The sequence below is a fragment of the Mesorhizobium shangrilense genome, assembly GCF_040537815.1.
Taxonomy (GTDB): Bacteria; Pseudomonadota; Alphaproteobacteria; order Rhizobiales; family Rhizobiaceae; genus Mesorhizobium; species Mesorhizobium shangrilense.
The window spans coordinates 243,748-262,478 of sequence record NZ_JBEWSZ010000004.1 but is presented as its reverse complement, the minus strand read 5'-3'; the positions used below and the strand labels follow the sequence as shown (position 1 = coordinate 262,478).

At 63.9% G+C, this 18,731-nt stretch carries 17 protein-coding genes; 12 read left to right on the top strand and 5 right to left on the bottom strand.

The window, feature by feature from the left end:
• Positions 1-25 precede the first annotated feature (25 nt).
• The 3 genes from hisD to ABVQ20_RS32010 are packed head-to-tail and all read left to right on the top strand — an operon-like array spanning position 26 to position 3,013.
• Entirely contained in the window at positions 26-1,369 is a 1,344-nt protein-coding gene (gene hisD, locus ABVQ20_RS32020) for a histidinol dehydrogenase (RefSeq protein ID WP_354463691.1), read from the top strand.
• Between the two features lie 5 nt (positions 1,370-1,374).
• The gene (locus ABVQ20_RS32015; protein ID WP_435528468.1) at positions 1,375-2,226 is read left to right on the top strand and encodes an ABC transporter permease; all 852 of its coding nucleotides are present in this window, start codon (positions 1,375-1,377) and stop codon (positions 2,224-2,226) included.
• A 1-nt stretch (position 2,227) separates the two neighbouring features.
• Positions 2,228-3,013 (top strand): ABC transporter ATP-binding protein, encoded by a 786-nt coding sequence (locus tag ABVQ20_RS32010; protein WP_354463690.1) that lies wholly within the window; start codon positions 2,228-2,230, stop codon positions 3,011-3,013.
• Positions 3,014-3,092: 79 nt separating this feature from the next.
• Here ABVQ20_RS32010 and ABVQ20_RS32005 read toward each other — a convergent pair whose 3' ends face one another.
• The gene (locus tag ABVQ20_RS32005; RefSeq protein WP_354463689.1) at positions 3,093-4,070 is read right to left on the bottom strand and encodes a GlxA family transcriptional regulator; all 978 of its coding nucleotides are present in this window, start codon (positions 4,068-4,070) and stop codon (positions 3,093-3,095) included.
• Positions 4,071-4,180: 110 nt separating this feature from the next.
• Here ABVQ20_RS32005 and ABVQ20_RS32000 point away from each other — a divergent pair, with 110 nt between their 5' ends.
• The gene (locus tag ABVQ20_RS32000; RefSeq protein WP_354463688.1) at positions 4,181-4,822 is read left to right on the top strand and encodes an HD domain-containing protein; all 642 of its coding nucleotides are present in this window, start codon (positions 4,181-4,183) and stop codon (positions 4,820-4,822) included.
• A gap of 154 nt (positions 4,823-4,976) precedes the next feature.
• Here ABVQ20_RS32000 and ABVQ20_RS31995 read toward each other — a convergent pair whose 3' ends face one another.
• The 4 genes from ABVQ20_RS31995 to ABVQ20_RS31980 are packed head-to-tail and all read right to left on the bottom strand — an operon-like array spanning position 4,977 to position 9,328.
• Positions 4,977-5,633, bottom strand: coding sequence for a GntR family transcriptional regulator (locus ABVQ20_RS31995; protein WP_354463687.1), 657 nt, complete (start codon positions 5,631-5,633; stop codon positions 4,977-4,979).
• A gap of 15 nt (positions 5,634-5,648) precedes the next feature.
• Positions 5,649-6,971, bottom strand: a complete 1,323-nt coding sequence (locus ABVQ20_RS31990; protein ID WP_354463686.1) for an aspartate aminotransferase family protein — start codon at positions 6,969-6,971, stop codon at positions 5,649-5,651.
• A complete protein-coding gene (locus tag ABVQ20_RS31985; protein WP_354463685.1) occupies positions 6,972-8,030 on the bottom strand; it encodes a phosphotransferase in 1,059 nt (352 codons plus the stop codon).
• Entirely contained in the window at positions 8,027-9,328 is a 1,302-nt protein-coding gene (locus tag ABVQ20_RS31980) for an ArgE/DapE family deacylase (RefSeq protein ID WP_354463684.1), read from the bottom strand. The genes ABVQ20_RS31985 and ABVQ20_RS31980 overlap by 4 nt, the downstream gene beginning before the upstream one ends.
• A gap of 179 nt (positions 9,329-9,507) precedes the next feature.
• On the opposite strand from ABVQ20_RS31980, the gene ABVQ20_RS31975 reads away from it, so the two are divergent.
• From ABVQ20_RS31975 to ABVQ20_RS31940, 8 genes are all read left to right on the top strand, one after another.
• A complete protein-coding gene (locus tag ABVQ20_RS31975; RefSeq protein WP_354463683.1) occupies positions 9,508-10,179 on the top strand; it encodes a GNAT family N-acetyltransferase in 672 nt (223 codons plus the stop codon).
• A complete protein-coding gene (locus tag ABVQ20_RS31970) occupies positions 10,180-12,891 on the top strand; it encodes a winged helix-turn-helix domain-containing protein (RefSeq protein ID WP_354463682.1) in 2,712 nt (903 codons plus the stop codon).
• Positions 12,892-13,078: 187 nt separating this feature from the next.
• Positions 13,079-14,200, top strand: coding sequence for a class II histone deacetylase (locus ABVQ20_RS31965; RefSeq protein WP_354463681.1), 1,122 nt, complete (start codon positions 13,079-13,081; stop codon positions 14,198-14,200).
• Between the two features lie 4 nt (positions 14,201-14,204).
• Positions 14,205-15,062 (top strand): urea ABC transporter permease subunit UrtB, encoded by an 858-nt coding sequence (gene urtB / locus ABVQ20_RS31960; RefSeq protein ID WP_354463680.1) that lies wholly within the window; start codon positions 14,205-14,207, stop codon positions 15,060-15,062.
• The gene (locus ABVQ20_RS31955) at positions 15,059-16,045 is read left to right on the top strand and encodes a branched-chain amino acid ABC transporter permease (RefSeq protein ID WP_354463679.1); all 987 of its coding nucleotides are present in this window, start codon (positions 15,059-15,061) and stop codon (positions 16,043-16,045) included. Before urtB ends, ABVQ20_RS31955 begins: the two co-directional genes overlap by 4 nt.
• Entirely contained in the window at positions 16,042-16,746 is a 705-nt protein-coding gene (locus ABVQ20_RS31950; protein WP_354463678.1) for an ATP-binding cassette domain-containing protein, read from the top strand. Before ABVQ20_RS31955 ends, ABVQ20_RS31950 begins: the two co-directional genes overlap by 4 nt.
• A 2-nt stretch (positions 16,747-16,748) precedes the next feature.
• On the top strand, positions 16,749-17,450 hold the full coding sequence (locus ABVQ20_RS31945; RefSeq protein ID WP_354463677.1) for an ABC transporter ATP-binding protein: 702 nt from the start codon (positions 16,749-16,751) through the stop codon (positions 17,448-17,450).
• Between the two features lie 82 nt (positions 17,451-17,532).
• Positions 17,533-18,702 carry a substrate-binding protein gene (locus tag ABVQ20_RS31940; RefSeq protein ID WP_354463676.1) on the top strand — a complete coding sequence of 390 codons (1,170 nt, stop codon included), beginning with the start codon at positions 17,533-17,535 and terminating at the stop codon, positions 18,700-18,702.
• Positions 18,703-18,731 lie beyond the last annotated feature (29 nt).

The following is an 18,731-nucleotide window of genomic DNA, read 5'->3' as shown; positions in this document are numbered from 1 at the left end:
TCGATCGCAACGCGAAGGATTTAGTATGTCACCTGTAGCAATTCACGAGTTGAGCAAGATGTCGTCCGATGCCCGGGTGCGATTGCTCGAGCGCACCGAGACGGATCTCGCAAGCTACATCAAGAAGGTCGAGCCCATCATCGAGGCGGTGCGGACAAAGGGCGATAGCGCCTTGACCGAATGCGCCGCGCGGTTCGATGGCGTGACCATGGACAGTTCCGCATTGAGAGTGCCCGAAAGTCAGATCGCCAATGCAGAGCAGGAACTCGATTCGGAGATCGTTGCGGCCATACGGCTTTCAGTGGCGCAGGTGACGCGCTTTCACCAGGCGCAAATGCCCGACCAGCTCTGGCTTAGCGAAGAGACCCAGGGAGCGCTGATCGGCGACCGCTGGACATCGATCGATTCCGTCGCTTGCTACGTGCCGCGCGGTAAGGGGTTCTTCCCGTCAAGCGCGATCATGACCGCGGTGCCCGCCAAGGTGGCCGGCGTCGCACGCGTGATCATCGTGACGCCGCCGGGGCCAGACGGCTCGGCCGACGCGGCAACGCGGTTTATCGCGTCCCTGATCGGGGTCGATGAAATCTATCTGTGCGGTGGCGCACAGGCGGTGGCCGCGGTCGCCTATGGCACCGAGACCGTGCCGAGATGCGCCAAGATCGTTGGGCCTGGCAGTCCCTGGGTCAGCGCCGCGCGCCAGCTTCTGTCGAACCGGATCGATCCGGGCAGCCCGGCCGGTCCAAGCGAATTGCTTGTCTATGCCGACAGTACCGTTCCGGCGGCACTTGCCGCGCTGGAACTCACCGTTGAATCGGAACATGGCCCCGATTCATCCGCCTTTGTGGTCACGGCCGACCCTGCGCTGGCGAAAGCCATCGCCGCCGCCGTGCCGGATTTCTGGTCGATGATGGGAGACTATCGCGCTGATTTTTCCCGCACCGTGCTGGGCGGCCAGAACGGCGGCATCGTGCTGGCGCCCTCGGTCGAGGCAGCCTTCGACTTCATCAACGATTATGCCGCCGAGCATCTCTCGGTGCTGTCGACCTCCGCTTTCGAGCTGCTACCAAGGATCAGGAACGCAGGTGAAATCCTGCTTGGTCCGCATTCGGCAATTCCGATTGCAAATTTCGTGCTTGGGCCGAGCCATGTCCTGCCGACCGGCGGCCGGGCCAACACCGCGTCGCCGCTGGCGGTCTTCGATTTCATGAAACGCTCGTCAATAGCCTATCTTTCCAAGGCGGCCTATGAACGGCTGGCGCCCGCTGCCCGCACTTTCGCCCGTTACGAGGGCTTTGCGGCGCATGCGAATTCGGTCTCCGAAATACGCGACCGTATCCTGTCGAACAGCAGCCCTTCCAGAGGCCCGTGAGCGAGATGACGATGACCACGCAGACAGACAAAGCGGTCCCGAAGCAGACGACGCAACATCGCGGCCGGCACAAGTCGATGCTGAACATGGCCGCGGAGATTTCCGGCCCGAGATACCTGCTTATCGCCATCTGCGCTTTCGTGCTCTTCATCGCGGCGTGGTTCCTGGCGACCGGGCTTGGCATGGCAAGGCCCATCTTCCTGCCTTCGCCTTTCGCCGTCGTCGCCAAGCTGGCGACGCTGGCCGCCGATGGCACGCTGGCAAGCGATATCGGCAACAGCGTCTACCGCATCATGGTCGGCTTTCTCATTGCGTCGGTGATGGCGCTGGCGACCGCGATCCTGATCGGCGCCTATCGTTTCTGGGAAGCGGCGATCGAGCCGTTCCTCGACTTCGTTCGCTACATGCCTGTCGTGGCGTTCGTCCCGCTGACCATCCTGTGGAGCGGCACCGGTGATACCCAGAAATTCCTGATCATCTGGATCGGCACCTATTTCCAGCAGGCGCTGATGTTCAAGGACAACATCAAGCGCGTTCCTTCCGACTTCGTCGGATTCGGACGGACCTTGGGCATGAGCGACTTGCGCGTGCTGATGCGCATTGTCGTGCCCTCGGCGATGCCGCAGATCTGGGACACGCTTCGCATCTCGCTCGGCTGGGCGTGGACCTGGGTGACGCTGGCCGAACTGGTGGCCGCGAATTCAGGGCTCGGGTACCGCATCACCGTTGCCCAGCGCTACCTGCAGACCGACATGGCCATCGGCTACATCCTGGTGCTTGGCATCCTCGGCCTCGCGACCGACCAGGTCATGCGTTTCCTTGGCCGGCATTTCTTCAAGTACGAGAGAAAGTCCTGACATGCAGACGCTGCCCAAGCTCAAGATCTCGCATCTCGACAAATCCTTCTCGGCGGGACGGTCGCGGATCAAGGTGCTCGATGACATCAATCTCGAAGTCGGCGACAACGAGTTCGTGTCGCTTGTGGGCGCATCCGGCTGCGGCAAGAGCACGCTGCTGTCGATCATCGCCGGCCTGCAGGATTTCGAGCAAGGCGAGATGCTCGTCGACGGCACGCCGATCACCGGGCCGGGCCGCGACCGTGGCGTCGTCTTCCAGTCCTACACCTTGCTGCCATGGCTGACCGCGCTGCAGAATGTCGAATTCGCGCTGCGCGAGACCGGACATGGCGCAAAGGACATCACCGAGGTGGCGCGCCAGCACCTCGACCTGGTGAAGCTTTCCCGCTTTGCCGACCGCTTTCCGAGCCAGCTCTCCGGCGGCATGAAGCAGCGGGTGGCCATCGCTCGCGCCCTGTCATACCGCCCGAAAATGCTGCTGATGGACGAGCCGTTCGGGGCGCTTGATGCCCTCACCCGCGGCCAGATGCAGGAACTGCTTATGCAGATCTGGCAGGAGCATCGCCTCACCGTGATTTTCGTCACGCACGACGTCGAGGAGGCCGTCTACCTGTCCGATCGCATTTTCGTCATGGGTCTCAACCCTGGGCGGATCAAGGAGTGCATTACCGTGCCTTCCGCCAGGCCGAGGCCGACCGGAATACAGCATGACCGCGATGTCCTGGAGCTTCAGGCAAGAGTGCTGAAGTCCATTCGCGAGGAAACCAGCCGCGTCGAGTTTGAGTGAGCGCGATAACCTTCATCAGGCAAGGTGCGGGACAGTCAGCTATCGCGTCGACGCTTGGCTGCCACCAACGATCATGGCGCTACGCGGCGATGCGTGCGAACCGCTTCCGGTACTCGGCGGGCGTGACTCCGACCTGGCGGGTGAACGCACGGCGCAGCGTATCGGCGTCGGCGAACCCGCAATGCGCGGCAACCTGTTTCGGCGGTTCATGGCCCATTTCCAGCAGCTGGCGAGCCGCGTTCACACGGACCTCCTCGACCCACGTCGCCGGCGTGATTCCGACCTCGCTTCGAAACAGCCGCGCAAAATGGCGTGGGCTTAGCTCCATCCGCTTGCCGAGGCTGGCGACGCTGTGGTCGAGCGCGGGATTGGCCGCCACCCAACGCTGAAGCTCCTGGAGTGCCGCGCGGCCCGCCGGCACGGCTTCGCCCTTGCGGCTGAACTGCATCTGTCCGCCCGGGCGCTTGAAGAACATGACGAGCTGGCTCGCGACCTTCATCGCGATCTCGTGCCCGAGATCCTCTTCCACCAGAGCCAGCGCCAGATCGAGGCCCGCTGTCACGCCCGCCGCTGTCCTGAGCTGGCCGTCGCTGACATGGATCGCGTCCTGATCGACAATGACCGTCGGGTATCTGAGCGCCAGCTGCTCCGCGACCGCCCAGTGGGTCGTCACCCTGCGGCCGTCGAGCAGGCCGGCGGCGGCCAGGAAGAACGCGCCGCTGCAAACAGATCCGAAGCGTCGCGCGGCTGGTGCCCTGCGTCGCAGCCAGTCGACAACCAAACCGTCAGCCGGCACCTCTGCCGCATTCGGGCATCCGGCAACGAGAAGCGTGTCGATCGCCTCCCCGATATCGCGGTCGATGATCCCATCAGGCATCAGCCGCACGCCTGACGAGCTTTTGATCGGCCCTGGCTCCCCCGCCGCCACCAGCAGCCGATACGTCGCATAGCCGGCCTGCACGTTTGCCTCAGCGAACACGTCAAGGGGACCGGACACGTCGAGAAGCTGCACACCGGGAAGTGCCACGATCACAACCGTCTTTGCCTCCACATTCATGTTCGCGTCCGTCTTGGCCCGGATTTGTCTGTATTCGTCGTGTTACGACAATTGCAGACAATGTAGCCCGGATTTACCGTCCTGACGAGCAAAAACCGCAGGAGAAACGCATGATAAAGATCGTCGAAACGGCCGCCATACCCGACAGCAAGCTGGCGCGCGCGATAACCGAGTATATCCGCGACACCGAAACCGACCTGCTCTTCAACCATTCGAGCCGGGTCTACCATTTCGGCGCGCTCGCTGGGGTGCACCGGGGGCTGAAATTCGACCGTGAACTGCTCTACGCCGGCGCGATGTTCCATGACATCGGCCTGATGCCGAGCCACAGCAGCCAGCACGAGCGGTTCGAGGTCGACGGCGCGCATGCCGCCCGCGATTTCCTGCGCAGCCACGGCATCCCCGAGGCGGACGCCTATACGGTCTGGACCGCGATCGCGCTGCACACCACGCCGGGCGTGCCTGTCCACATGCATCCCGTCGTCGCGCTGGTGACCGCCGGCGTCGAGATGGACGTGCTCGGTCTCACCTACAAGGACTATTCGGACGGCGAGCGCGATGCGGTGGTGAAAGCCTTCCCGCGCACGCCGCGGTTCAAGGAAGACATCATCCAGGCTTTCTACGACGGCATCAAGCACAAGCCGGACACCTCCTTCGGCAACGTCAAGGCAGACGTCATCGCCGACAAGGAGCCGCATTTCCACCGCGGCAACTTCTGCAGCGTCATCCGCTGCTCCTACTGGCACGGCTGATCCCCCCTGAACCCCAACCGCGCAGCCCGCCCGCAGGCGAGCATTTCGAGGGTCTCGTGGAGGCAGACCAAGGCTCGCAATTATGAGACGGACGGCGCCACGTCTCAACTCAGGGCGCGGTCTGGTTTGTCCCTCGTTTCCCGGACGGGGTCATTCAACCCATCCTGGGCAGGATGCCGACAAGCACCGCCGCCGCCACACGGATATCATTGTCTATCGAAACCCGGACAGCAGGGCCATTGCCTTGCTCCAGAGCAGCGACGATCTTGCTGTGCGCATCGTTCGACCGCGCGATATAGCTGTCGGCTTCCATCAGAAGCGTGAGGTAAGGCCCTGCCCTGCCCCACAGATCACGGATCAGGTTCAGCAGGATCGGCGCGCCGGCTTGCCGATAGATGATAAAATGGAAGTGCTCGTTGAGCGTCAGGTAGGCTCTGGCGTCTCCGCTCTCGACAGCCTTCCGCATGCCGGCAAGCGCCGCGCTGATCTCTGTCAGCGCGCCTTCCGTCATCCTGCTCGCGGCCATCTCGCCCGCCAGTCCTTCCACGGCAATGCGAATCCGCGTCAATTCCTCGAAGGTCGAGGCCGAGAGCAGGGGCACGATGATCGAGCGGTTGTTCTTCATCTCGAGAAGCCGCTCCGCGACAAGCCGTTGAAGCGCCTCCCGGATCGGCGTCGTGGAGGTTCCGAACGTCTCGGCCAGCTTGCGGATGACCAACACCTGGCCAGGGCTGAACCTGCCCGAAATCAGCTCCTGCTTGAGCGCGCCATAGGCCCGGTCGTTCAGGGTTTGATGCTCGAGCTTCAGCATGCGCGCGCGCTCAGGTCACCAGTTCGACAAGGCGCGATCGAGCGTCTCGGCCAGTTGCTCGGCATTGTCCCTGGCAAAGGGCAGAGGCGGCCTGATCTTCAGAACATTGCCGCGCGGACCGCACGACGAGATCAGCACGCCATCCTCGCGCATGGCTTCCACGACCGCTGACGTCTTGCTTGCGGCCAAGGCGTCATCACCCTCCGCCGTCAGTTCGACGCCGAAATAGAGGCCGTTATGCCTGACGTCACCGACCATGCCCTGCCGGGCCTGCACGGCGCGCAGCAGTTCCCCCGTATAGGCGCCCACGTCACGCGCGTTCTCGATCAGCCCCTCGCCTTCGATCACCTCGAGAACGGCGATACCGACGGCGGCAGCGACCGGATTGCCGCCGAATGTGTTGAAGTAGCCGGTGTTCGAACCGAAGGATGAAACAAGCTGCGGCCGCACGATCACGGCTCCCATCGGATGTCCGTCGCCGATCGGCTTGCCCATCGTGACGATATCGGGCTCGATGCCATAATTGGCGAAACCCCACATGCCCTGGCCAAGCCGCCCGAAGCCGGACTGGACCTCGTCGGCAATGACGATGCCGCCCGCCTTTCTGACGTGATCCGCCGCCTCGCGCATCACGGTCGCATCGGGAAAGAAGATGCCGTCGCTGGAAAAGGCCGAGTCGAGAAGCAGCGCCGCGGGACGGATATTCTGCGCGCGCATGTCCTCGATGGCGGCGGCGACATTCCCCGCGAAATCATGCGCGGCGCGGCCATGGTCGCGAAACGTGTCCGGCGCTGCCACCGTCCGATGGTGGGCGGGCACGCCCTTTGCCCCGACAGCCGCCGGCGACAGCTGCGCGGTCGCGATCGTGGCGCCGTGATAGGCGAAGTCGGTGATGATCACGCCGGTGCCGCCGCTGGAATGCTGGGCAATGCGGATGGCGAGGTCGTTGGCCTCGCTGCCGGTGCAGGTGAACATGGCGTGGCCGAGATGGGCCGGAACGGTGCCGAGCAGCTTTTCCGCGTAGTCGAGAATGATCTCGCTGAGGTAGCGGGTGTGCGTGTTGAGCGTGGCGGCCTGCCCCGACAGCGCCTCGACGACGCGCGGATGGCAGTGCCCGACCGAGGCGACATTGTTGTATGCATCGAGGAATTTGCGCCCTCCTGCATCGTAGAGCCAGACGCCGCTACCGCGCACCAGGTGGATCGGGTTGCGGTAGAAGGCGCGGTAGGTAGGCCCGAGCAGCCTGGCGCGGCGTTCAAGCAAAGCGCGCTCGGATGCCGTCACACTGGCATCGGTGAACGCATTTACGGGGTACGGCGAGGACTGGGACACGAGCATCTACTCCGAATTGGAATGGTCGAGAAAATAGCGGCGGGCGTCATCGGACGACAGGCCGTCGAGCCTTTCGAGCGACGCCCAGACCTCGGTGATGAGGCGCAGGACATAGTCGCGCTTGGCCGGGAACCGTTCCGCCTGCCAGCTGGCGATGTTGGCGATGAGCGCAAGCCGGGCACGGATCAGGTCGAACAGGATGCCGATCTCTTCCGCCTCGAGCGGCTGCACCGATTGATAGCCGGCGACAAAGCGCGCTGCCGGTGCCAGCGGATGACCTTCAGCAGGCCAGCGGTACACGGCGCCGATGGCAAGGTCGCAGATCAGCGGCGAGTGGATCATGTCGCCGAAATCGAGGATGCCGGTCACGACCTCCGGCCGCGAAGCGTCCATCACCACATTGTAGGAATTCATGTCGTTGTGGACGATCTGCGCGCGCAGCTTCGGGATGATGGGCGCCGCATGCTCCTCGAAGGCGTCGATGACGCGCTCGACCATGGCGCGGTGACGGGCATCGGCGATATCGGCCATCATCGGCCGCGTCTTGGCGACCTTGCGGATATCCCAGAGCAGGTCGCTGCCGGCGGCCGGATGGAAGAAGCCGCGCAGTGCCAGGCCGAGGCGAGCAAGGAAGATGCCGAGATTGCGGTCCTGCGCCGCTGACGTCGGCGAGCGCGAAAGCAACTGGCCGGGCAGATAGGTCACCAGCCGGATGATGCGCGGCGCCGAGCCATCGACGCTAACAGCGAACTGCGCTTCGCCGCCAAGGCTTTTGCGCACCGAGGGAACCGGCAAAGTGGGGTCGACCGCCAGGATATGGTCGAGCGCCTTGTTCTGGAAATCGGTGAAGCCGGCCTCCTCCGCCGGATGTGAGATCTTCAGGACGAACTCGCCCTCGCCGTCCGTCTGGATGTGAAAATTGTGGTCGCGTTCGCCAGGCAATGGATGCGCGGTGCCTGTCAGCCCGTAGTGCTGGCGCAGGATGCCAAGCGCGTCGGCAATCGAAACGTCAGGCGCGTCCTCGGCGAGCGTTTCGCCGAAAGCATCGGGCACGACCGCGTTCACGGCCTGGCCTCCGGATCGATGGGTTCAAGACCGCACCAGTCGGCGATGAACAGAGCGATGGTCTGGGTGACCTTGCGCACCGAGTCGAGATCGACGGCCTCGTCATAGCCGTGCGGCATGCGGCAGATCGGGCCGTAGACGATGGCCGGCGTGTCGGCATAGAGGCCGAAGAAGCGCGCATCCGTCGTTGCCGAGGTGACATGCTCCTGCAGCGGCTCGCCCCAGACGGCGGTATGACTACGTCGCAACACGGCTTCCATCTCGTCGGCACCCTCCAGCACATAGCCCTCGGCCATGAAGCCATTGTAGGTCAACTTGGGCGGGCGATTGGCCAGGAAAGGGTCGGCGCGCGCCGCATCGGCGATGCAGGCCTCGAGTTCGGCCCTGGCATCCTCGAGCTTCTGCCCGGGATAGGTGGCGACACGCATCTCGAAGACACAGCGCGCCGGAACGCTCGATGTCCACTCGCCGCCTTCGATCTTGCCGAGATTGAAGCGGATGGGATGCGGGTGATCGCAAAAATGCTTGTCGTCGACCTTGCGCGCATTCCAGACGATTTCGAGCTGCTTCAGCGCCTGGATGATGACGAAGGCTTTTTCGATGGCATTGGCGCCAGCGGAGAAGGCACCCGACGCATGCTGCGGATCACCGTCGACCTCGACCCTGAACCAGATCGGCCCGACCTGCGCCCGCATCAGCCTCGGCTCCAGCGGTTCGGGAATGAAGGCAGCGTCGGCCCGGTAGCCGCGCTGCAGGCAAGCGAGCGCGCCATTGCCGGTGCACTCTTCCTCGACGACCGACTGCAGGAACACATTCGCGGCCGGCTGATAGCCAAGGCTGCGCAAGGCCGTCAGCGCATAGAGGCATGCCGACAGGCCGGCCTTCATGTCGCCAGCGCCGCGGCCATGCATCCAGCCGTCCTCGATCGCCGGATCATAGGGGTCGCGGACCCAGCGGTCGAGCGGTCCCGTCGGCACGACATCGATATGGCCGTTGAGGATCAGCGAGCGACCGGTCGCGTTTCTCGGCTTGTGGGTAGCGACGACATTGAAGGCATCGTCATAGGAAACCGCCACGGGCGAAAAACCCGGCAGGTCGCGGATCGCGTCAACGTCGACACGCCACATGTCGACCGCGTAGCTGTCGGCCTCATATGCGGCAGCCATGAAAGACTGCGCTGCATGTTCCTCACCGCGCTGCGAGGGAAAGCGCACGAGGTTAGCCAGGAACACAAGCTGTTGCGCGAAGCCGTCATCGACCGCGCTTAAAATCGCCTTGTCCGCAATCCGCTCAGGCATCGTATTTCACTTTCATCTGGATGGTGTATCATATCTCATATGCCATTTTCATGAAACGCAAGAGACAGCGCTGGCAAAAATCCGGTCCAGGCCTGTTCGTCTCTTGTCAGCATATTCGGCATGTTGGCATCAGTGGCCACAAGCCGTTACTGCTATCGGCAGACATCAAGAGGAATGCGTTGATCACCGAAGACACGATGCCTGTCGAAATCACCGATCTCGCCGTCGGCTACCGGCGCCTGCCAGCGGGTAAGCTCGCCAATGCGGTGACGTGGATGGAGGCGCGCGCGCCGCAACCCGGTCTGGCGCGGCCATTGACCATGAGCCGGATCATGATGCCCGACTGCGATTCCTATCGGGAGATATTCCTGCAAATCGGCGCACCGTGGCTGTGGGACCGTGTGTCCGAAATGTCGGACGCCGAGATATCGGAGCATTTCGCCGACCCCCGCCAGCATCTCTATTACGGCCATGATGAAAGCGGCGTCCATCTCGGCATGGTCGAATTCTTCGTCGCCGACAGCAACGAGATCGAGATTACTTATTTCGGCCTGTTCCCGTCACTGACCGGTCGGGGCTTCGGCAAGCGGCTGATGGCCGGTGCGCTCGATATTGCATGGCGTCTCAACCCAGGCCGTATCTGGCTGCACACGAGCAGCTTCGACCACCACAGTGTCATCGGCTTTTACAGCGCCTGCGGCTTCGTGCCTTTCGCCACCGGGTTCGAGATCGTCGACGATCCCCGATTGAAGGGAACCTTGCCGCGCGATGCCGCGCCGCAAATTCCGCTTATCGAAACGGAGTGGAGCGCTTTCGAGCCCTCTGAGAACCGCTGGGTTGCGCAGAGCTAGATGAGAACACCTCCGCAACCGCACGCGTCTCACCGCCGATGGGTCCGCCGCGACACCATCCTGTCGACGCTGAAGCGGCACGTCGATACGCGGATCGTGCTGTTCGCCGCGCCCGCGGGCTTCGGCAAGTCGACGACGATGGCGCAATGGGCCGCGGAAGTCGGGCGTCTGGGCCGGCTAACCGCATGGCTGTCCTGCGAGGTAACAGACAATGACGAGGGCGCCTTCCTCTCGCACCTAGTCGGAGCGCTGCGCCATCTGGTCCAGAACCCGGCCGAACTCGACCTGGCCTTCCAGTCGAGCCCGATTCCGCAGCTCGATGTCGTGCTCGCGGCACTTGTCGCGGGGCTTGCGGCGCGCGACGCCGACATCACCCTGTTCTTCGACGACTATCACGCCATCGAGGCACCGGCGGTAAAGCGGTTCACGGAGCGCCTGACCCGGCAGGCATCCGCCAACGTCGCCTTCGTCATCGGTTCGCGCAGCTTGCCCGATCTGCAACTCGGCAAGCTCAGGGTGCTTGGCGACGTCTTCGAAATCGGCCCAGACGATCTGCGCTTTGCCTCTTCGGAAGCCGAGGCCTTCTTCAACGAGAAGCTAGGCTTGAGCGTCAGCAGCGGCACGGTCGAAACCTTGTGCTCCCGCACCGAAGGGTGGGCCGCCGGCCTGCAACTGGCCTCGCTGTCGCTCGGTGCCGCGCATGCGGCGGAGACCGTCATCGGCAATTTCACCGGCGCCAACCGCAATGTCGCCGACTTCCTGATGGGGGAAGTGTTCCTGCAACTGCCGCCGGCGATCGCGAAATTCCTGCTCCACAGTTCGATCTTCGAACGCTTCAGCGCCGAGGCCTGCCGAGCGGTGATGCGGGCAGCGGACGCCGAGGCGGCGATCACCGAAATCGAGACCCGCAATCTGTTCTTGGTGCCGCTCGACGAGGAGCGCCGCTGGTTCCGCTACCATCATCTGTTCCGCGACTTCCTCAGCCGCGAAATGGAGCGCCGTGAGCCCGAGATGATCGCACCGCTGCATCTGGCCGCCGCCGAATGGTTCGGCGAACGCAGGATGCTGACCGAGGCCATCGGGCATGCGCTTGCCGCCGGCGACCAGGCCCGCGCGGCGGTGTTCGTCGAAAACAATGCGCTCGAGTTGATCGCCCAATGCCAGCTGCTTTATGTGCGCCAGTTGCTGGCGCTGCTGCCCAGGAAACTGATCGACCAGCGCATCCGGCTGCAATTGGTCGTGCTATGGCTGGCGGTGCACAGCAGCCAGCCGGAGATTGCCGGGCAAACGCTTGCCAATGCGCGCAAGCTGGTCGAAACCGGACCGACTGACGGCAAGGATCCCGGCACGCTGACCGGTACCACAATCGAGGCCGAACTCGCCGTCCTCGCCGCCGCCGTCCACAGCACGCTGGAACAGTTCGAGCAGGCGCGCGACTCCGCACTCGCGGCCTTGCGCGTCATCGCGCCTGACGCCTGGTTCATGGAGGGCGCAACGGCCAATGTCATCGGCTACAATCTCTATGCTCTGGGTGACCTCGAAGGCGCGCGCGCGGCGGTGGACGCGGCGCGCAAGGCGCATGAGAGAAGCGGCAGCCTGCTCGGCGTCACCATCGCTAATTGCTACATGGCCGTCATCGAGCGCTCGGCCGGTCGTTTGCCGGCCGCGGAACGGTTGTTGCGCAACGCGATCATCGAAGCCAGGGCGCGGATCGGTGCAAACTCCTATGCCGAGGCCCTGGCCGGAACGCTGCTTGCCGAACTTGCCTATGAAACCAATGCGTCAGGCGAAGCGCTGACGCTGGTCGAGAATCTCGGACCGCTGATCGAGGGCGCGGCGGTCATCGTCTATCCCTTGGCCAGCGTGCCCACCTATGCCCGCGTGCTGCAGCTGACCGGTCGCACCGAAGCCGCGCTAGACATGCTTGAGCGCGTCTATGAGCGGGTGCGCGGCACGGTGTACCGCCGCCTGGCATCGATGATCATGCATGACCGTATACGCGTGCTTCTGGACCAGAACCGCAACGCCGAGGCGCGCGCGCTTCTGACTGAGCATCGCAGCGAAGAGGCGGAGGCTTCGCTGATCATCACCACCGCCAACGAGTTCGAGTTTTTTGCCGAGGGCCGCTTGCTGACGGCCGAGAAATCCCATGCCAATGCGGCCAGGGTCTTCGACGCGCTTGCGGAGCGCACAAAAAACAGTGGGCGCATGCGCCGCCACATCCTGGCGCTTATCCTGCGCGCCAAGGCAACCAGCGCCGGCCATGACCAACGCGAGGCCGATCGCTATCTGCTCGACGCGCTGCGCCTTGCGCAGCCGTCGGGCTTCATCCGCTCCTTCATTGACGAGGGGAGGCCTGTTGTCGAAGGGCTGATGCGGCTGCGCGCGGCTCAGGCAAAAACCGATCCGGCACTCTCGGCCTATGCGACGCGCATCATCGACGCCGCGCAGACGATGCCTGTGGCGACGCGCAAACGGGCAGCACCAGCCGAGAAAGAACAACTCACCCAGCGCGAGTCCGAACTGCTGCGATATCTCACCGAGGGCATGTCCAACCGTGATATCGCGCTTGCCCTGTCGGTGAGCGAGACCACCGTGAAGTGGCATCTGAAGAACATTTTCGGCAAGCTGGCGGTAACGAACCGCGTCCAGGCAGTGCGCGCCGCGCAAGGCGCCACTGGCGTCCCTACCCCTCCGAAAGGAGGGGCGTAGATACCAGGCACAGCCCCTCTTTCGGGTCGGGCCATGTGATCGTTAGCCTGCTAGCGTCGCTTGGTTTCTAAAGCGCATCGCGTTGAAACGGATTCATGCGACGCGCTTTAGATCTTTTGTTTTTATGCATGTCGTTCTCCCAAAACCGAGGTCACTTTTGGGCGACATGCATTAGAGGACGCTGCGGATGGCGACAGGTTACGTTTTTCACGAACAGCTGATGTGGCATGACACCGGCTCCAGCGCCGACATGATGCCTCCCGGCCGTTTCGTGGAACCCGGCCGACACCTGGAATCGCCGGGATCGAAGCGTCGGCTGAACAACCTCATCCAGGTCAGCGGCCTGGCGCGCCATCTGGTGCCGATCATTCCCGAGCCCGTCTCGATCGAAGACCTGCTTCGCGTGCACACTCAACGCCATGTCGACGATATCCGCACCCTCAGCGAACGCGGTTCCGGCTTTGCCGGACCGCAGGCCCCGATCGGCCTCAACAGTTTCGACATCGCCCTGCTTTCGGCTGGGACCACCTACGCCGCCATGCGTGCCGTGCTGACCGGCCGCGTCGACAACGCCTATGCGCTGGCGCGGCCACCGGGGCACCATGCGGAGCCCGACCAGGCCATGGGCAACTGCCTGTTCTCCAACATCGGCGTGTCCGTACGCCGGCTGCAGCATGAAGGGCTGCTCGGCCGCGCGGCGGTAGTCGACTGGGACGTGCATCACGGCAACGGCACCGAGACAGTGTTTTATTCCGACCCGTCGGTGCTGACCATTTCCGTGCACCAGGACAATCTCTACCCGACCGGCCGCGGCGCGCTGGGCGACAACGGCAAGGGCGAAGGCGAAGGCTACAATATCAACATACCCTTGCCCGCCGGCAGCGGCACCGGCGCCTATGAAGCGACCTTCGACCGCATCGTCGCCCCCGCGCTGCGCGCCTACAAGCCGGACCTCGTCATCGTCGCTTCGGGTTTCGATGCATCCGGCTTCGATCCGCTCGGCCGCATGATGCTCAACAGCGAATGCTTCCGGCGACTTGCCGCGCGCATGGTGGCGCTGGCGGCCGAGACATCGCAGGGACGCCTGATGATGACCCATGAAGGCGGCTATTCGGAGGGCTATGTACCGTTCTGCGGCCATGCCGTCATCGAGACGCTGGCCAATCACCGCACCGAAGTGGTCGACCCATTGTCGGACCATATCGACGAATGGGCCGGGCAGGAGTTGCAGCCGCATCAGGCTGATGTGATCGATGCCGCCGAGGGCCTGCTCGCGGGCTTGCGCCAACGCCTCGCCAGCGCGGCCTGACGCGATGGATTTTCTGGTCACCACACTCCTCAATGCGCTGACGCTGATCAGCATCCTGATGCTGGTCGGGCTCGGGCTGGCGATCAGCTTCGGGCTGATGAACGTGACCAACCTGGCGCATGGCGAGTTCGTCACCGTCGGCGCCTTCGCGGTCTATTTCGTCCAGAGCATGGGTGGTTCCTTCTGGTTGGGGCTGGCGGCCGCCCCCATCGCCGGCGCCGTGGTCGGCTGCATCCTCGAGTTCGCCATCATACGCCATCTCTATTCGCGGCCGGTCTCGACCGTGCTCGCCACCTGGGGCGTCAGCCTGATCCTGCAGCAAGGGCTGGAGCTGACCTTCGGTCTCGGCGCCAAGCCGGTGACGCCGCCGATCGAGGGCACGTTCGATCTCTTCTTCACCGTCTATCCGGCCTACCGGCTGATCCTGATCGGGATAGCCATGCTGACCTTGCTGGGCGTCATCCTGCTGATCGGCAGGACATCGTTCGGGCTCGACATCCGCACCGTGATCCAGAACCGCGAAATGGCCGAAGGCGTCGGCATCAACACGCGGCGCACTTATGCCATCGCCTTCACCTTCGGCGCTGCCATCGCCGGCCTCGCCGGCGGGCTGGTCGCGCCGCTGGCGATCGTGCTGCCGCAAATGGGGGTGAACTATCTCGCGAACGCCTTCTTCGTCGTCATTGTCGGCGGTGTCGGCTCGATCGGCGGCCTCGTTGCCGGCAGCGTCTTCGTGGGCGGGCTGACCAGTGTGCTGAACTACCAGATCTCGCCATCGCTGGCGCAGGCGATCGTGCTGCTCGCCGCCATCGTTGCCGTGCGGCTGCGACCCAACGGTCTTTTCAACGGAGCGTCGCGATGATCGCCCGGGACCGCAACTGGCTGCTGATCTTCGCCGTCTGCGTGGCACTCGCCGTCATCTATCCCTTCTTCGCCGACGGCTATCAGCTCACGGTGATCCGCGACGCGCTGATCTTCGGCCTGTTTGCGGCCAGCCTCGACTTCTTCTGGGGCCGCACCGGCATCCTGTGTTTCGGCCACGCTGCCTTCTTCGGCATCGGCGGCTACATCATGGCGCTGGTCACGCTTAACGACGCCATACCCTTCGGCAGCCTGCTCGGCATCATGGGGGCGGTGGCAGGTGCAGCCTTCGTCGCCGCCATCATCGGCTATTTCCTGTTCTTCGGCGGCATTCGCGGCAGCTATTTCACCATCGTGACGCTGGCCATGGGCGTCATCTGCCAGCAGGCCGCGGTCTCCTGGAGCTCGGTCACTGGCGGCGACAGCGGCCTGATCGGCATCCCGCCGATCGCGTTCGATGTTGGCGGACTGCATGTCGATCTCAGCCAGGACCTGCCTTCCTATATCTTCGTCGCGGCCATCGTCGCGATGGTGGTGCTGGCGCTGTGGTCGATCAGCCGCGGCCGCTGGGGCACGGTGCTCACCGCCATCCAGGACAATGAAGTCCGGGCGGCAGCCCTTGGCCACAACGCGCCACTGCGGCTGCTCGTCACCTTCGTTCTTTCAGCCGCCATCGCCGGACTTGCCGGCGCCCTCTATGTCTGCATGGCCGGGTTGGTGGCGCCCGACCTTTCCGGGCTGCTGCTGTCGACGGAAGTCATCGTGTGGGTGGCGGTCGGCGGGCGCGGCACGCTGCTTGGGCCGGTGCTGGGCGCCATCTTCATCCAGCGCGCGCAGCAGACCATCAGCAGCTTCAACCCGAGCCTGTGGCCACTGCTGCTCGGTTGCGTGTTCGTCATCATCGTCTTTGTCCTGCCGGACGGCATCCTGTCGATCTACGCGCGGCTGAAGAGCCTGTTCAAGGGCCGGAGGCGCGCGCAATGAGCGACGTCCTGCTCCACGCCGAAAATGTCGGCATCCGCTTTGGCGGGTTGCAGGCGCTGGAGGCGTTGAATCTCACCGTGCGCGACAAGGAGCTTTGCTGCATCATCGGGCCGAACGGTGCCGGCAAGAGCACCTTCCTCAACGTGTTGACCGGCACGCTTCGCCCGACCAGCGGCAGCGTGCGTTTTCTCGGCCGCGACATAGCTGGCCTGCCGCTGCATCGCATTGCCCGGCTCGGCATCGCTCGCAAGTTCCAGATCCCGTCGATCTTCCCCAGCCTCTCGGTGGAAGACAATCTCAAGGTGGCGCGGTGGGGCGTGCCCGCGCCTGTCCGCCCGCTCAGTGAGTTGCTGGAACTCGTCGCGCTCACCAACCGTGCCGCCACGCTGGCCGGCGAACTCGCGCACGGCCAGAAGCAATGGCTGGAAATCGGCATGGCGCTGGCGATCGAGCCAAGGCTACTGCTGCTCGATGAGCCGACGGCCGGCATGACGCCGCAGGAGACGCTGGCGACCGCCGAGATGCTGCTGCGGCTCAAGGGCGAATTCTCGATCGTCGCGGTCGAACACGACATCCGCTTCGTACGCGCGCTGAACTGCGAGACATTGGTGCTGCATCAGGGGCGCCGGCTAAGAAGCGGCCCTTTCCATGACATCGAGACCGACGAGATGGTCCGCGACGTCTATCTGGGGAGGCGCTGACCATGCTGCGGACAGTGTCGATCTCGGCCGGCTATGGCCTGCTCCCGGTGCTGAACGGCATCGACCTCAGTGTCGCGCCCGGTGAAGTCGTGGGCCTGCTCGGCCGCAACGGCGCCGGCAAGACAACGCTGCTGCGTGTCATCGCCGGCGCCCTGAGGGCGAGCGGCGGCGCTGTGGTTCTCGGTGACAAGGATCTGACGAATGCGCCGGCCTTCCGCCGCGCGCGGGCGGGCATCGCGCATGTGCCGCAGGGCCGTGGCATTTTCAACCAGCTCACCGTGCGGCAAAACCTGGAGGTCGGCACCCGCGCCGCCAGGGACCGTGGCGATGGCGGCATCCCCGCCGACATCTTCGGCTATTTCCCGATCCTGCGCGAACGCGAAGCGCAAATCGCCGGCACGCTTTCGGGCGGCCAGCAGCAGATGCTGGCGATCGGCCGCGCGCTGTGCGGTCTGCCATCGGTGCTGCTGCTCGACGAGCCCTCGGAAGGCATCCAGCCGAACATCGTGCAGTCGATCGCCGAACTCGTGCCGCGCATCGCCGGCGAGCGCGGCATCGCGATCATTCTCGTGGAACAGAATCTCGATCTCGTTCTCAAGGCGGCGGACCGCTGCCTGGTGATGGAGAAGGGCAGGATCGTGCATGAAGGCACGCCAGAGGCGTTCGCCGACGAGAGCCTGCTCAAGGACTTGTTGGCTCTATAAGGCGCGCCTGAAGCGCGCCTGGAATCTACTGGCTTTGTAAGGCGTGCATGGGGCGCGCTTGGGAATGGAAGGGAACACAACAATGATAAGCAGGCGAACTGTTTTGAAATCAGGCGGCGCTGCCGCCGCTTTTGCCATGGTCGGCGCGCCGTCAATCCTGCGCGCCGCCGACACCGTCAAGGTCGGCCTGTCGATCCCGATTACCGGACTGCAGGCGATCCTCGGCGAGACGCTGCTCAATTGCTACAAGCTCGCCGCCGCCGAACTGAACGCCGCCAACGGCATTGGCGGGCGCCAGGTCGAACTGTTCATCGAAGACAACCAGACCACGACCAAGGGCTCCATCGACAAGGCGCGCAAGCTGCTGAATGAAGACAAGGTCGACGTGATCATGGGCACGATCATCTCGCCGGAGCGCAGCGCCACCCTGTCGGTGACCTCGAAGGCCAAGAAGCTGTTCTTCTATCCGACCAACTTCGAGGGCGGCGAATGCAACCGCTACTTCGTCGCCACCGGTCCGATCCCGATGCAGCAGGTCGACCCGATGATGCCGTGGGTAGCCGACAACCTCGGCAAGACGATCTACATCATGGCCTCGGACTATGCCTGGCCGCAGAAGATGACCGAGGCAATCACGGCGGCCTATGAGAAGGCCGGCGGCAAGATCGTTGGTGCGGACTACTATCCGTTCGGCACCACGGATTTCGGCCCTGCCTTCCAGAAGATCAAGTCGCTGAAGCCCGATGTCGTCTGGTCGATGGTCGTCGGCAATGACGCCGTCACCCAGCTCAAGCAGTATCGCAGCTTCGACATCAAGCAGCCGCTGATCGCCCCGCTCGACGAGGTCTTCAACAAGGACGCCCTGCCGCCCGGCGTGGCTGCCGGCACCTATGCGCCGCAGCCTTACTGGATGGCGCTCGACAATCCGGTCAACAAGAAGTTCATCTCGAGCTTCCGCGAAAAGTTCGGCCAGGAAAAGATGGTCAACGGCATCGGCGAGGCCGGCTATAACGGGCTGCACATCTACGCGCTGGCCGCCGAGAAGGCTGGATCGCTGAAGGACGACGATGTGCTGAAGGCACTGCCGACCATCGAGTTCGACGCGCCGCAAGGCAAGATCCGCGTCGACGCCTCCAACAACCACACGCTCTGCCATTCCTATGTCGGCAAGGCGGCGGCCGATGGCATTGGCTACGAGATCGCCAAGGATTTCGGCACCATCGCGCCGGTGACGCCTTACTGCAAACTCTAGTTACAATGGCTGCGCCGCTCACCCGGCGC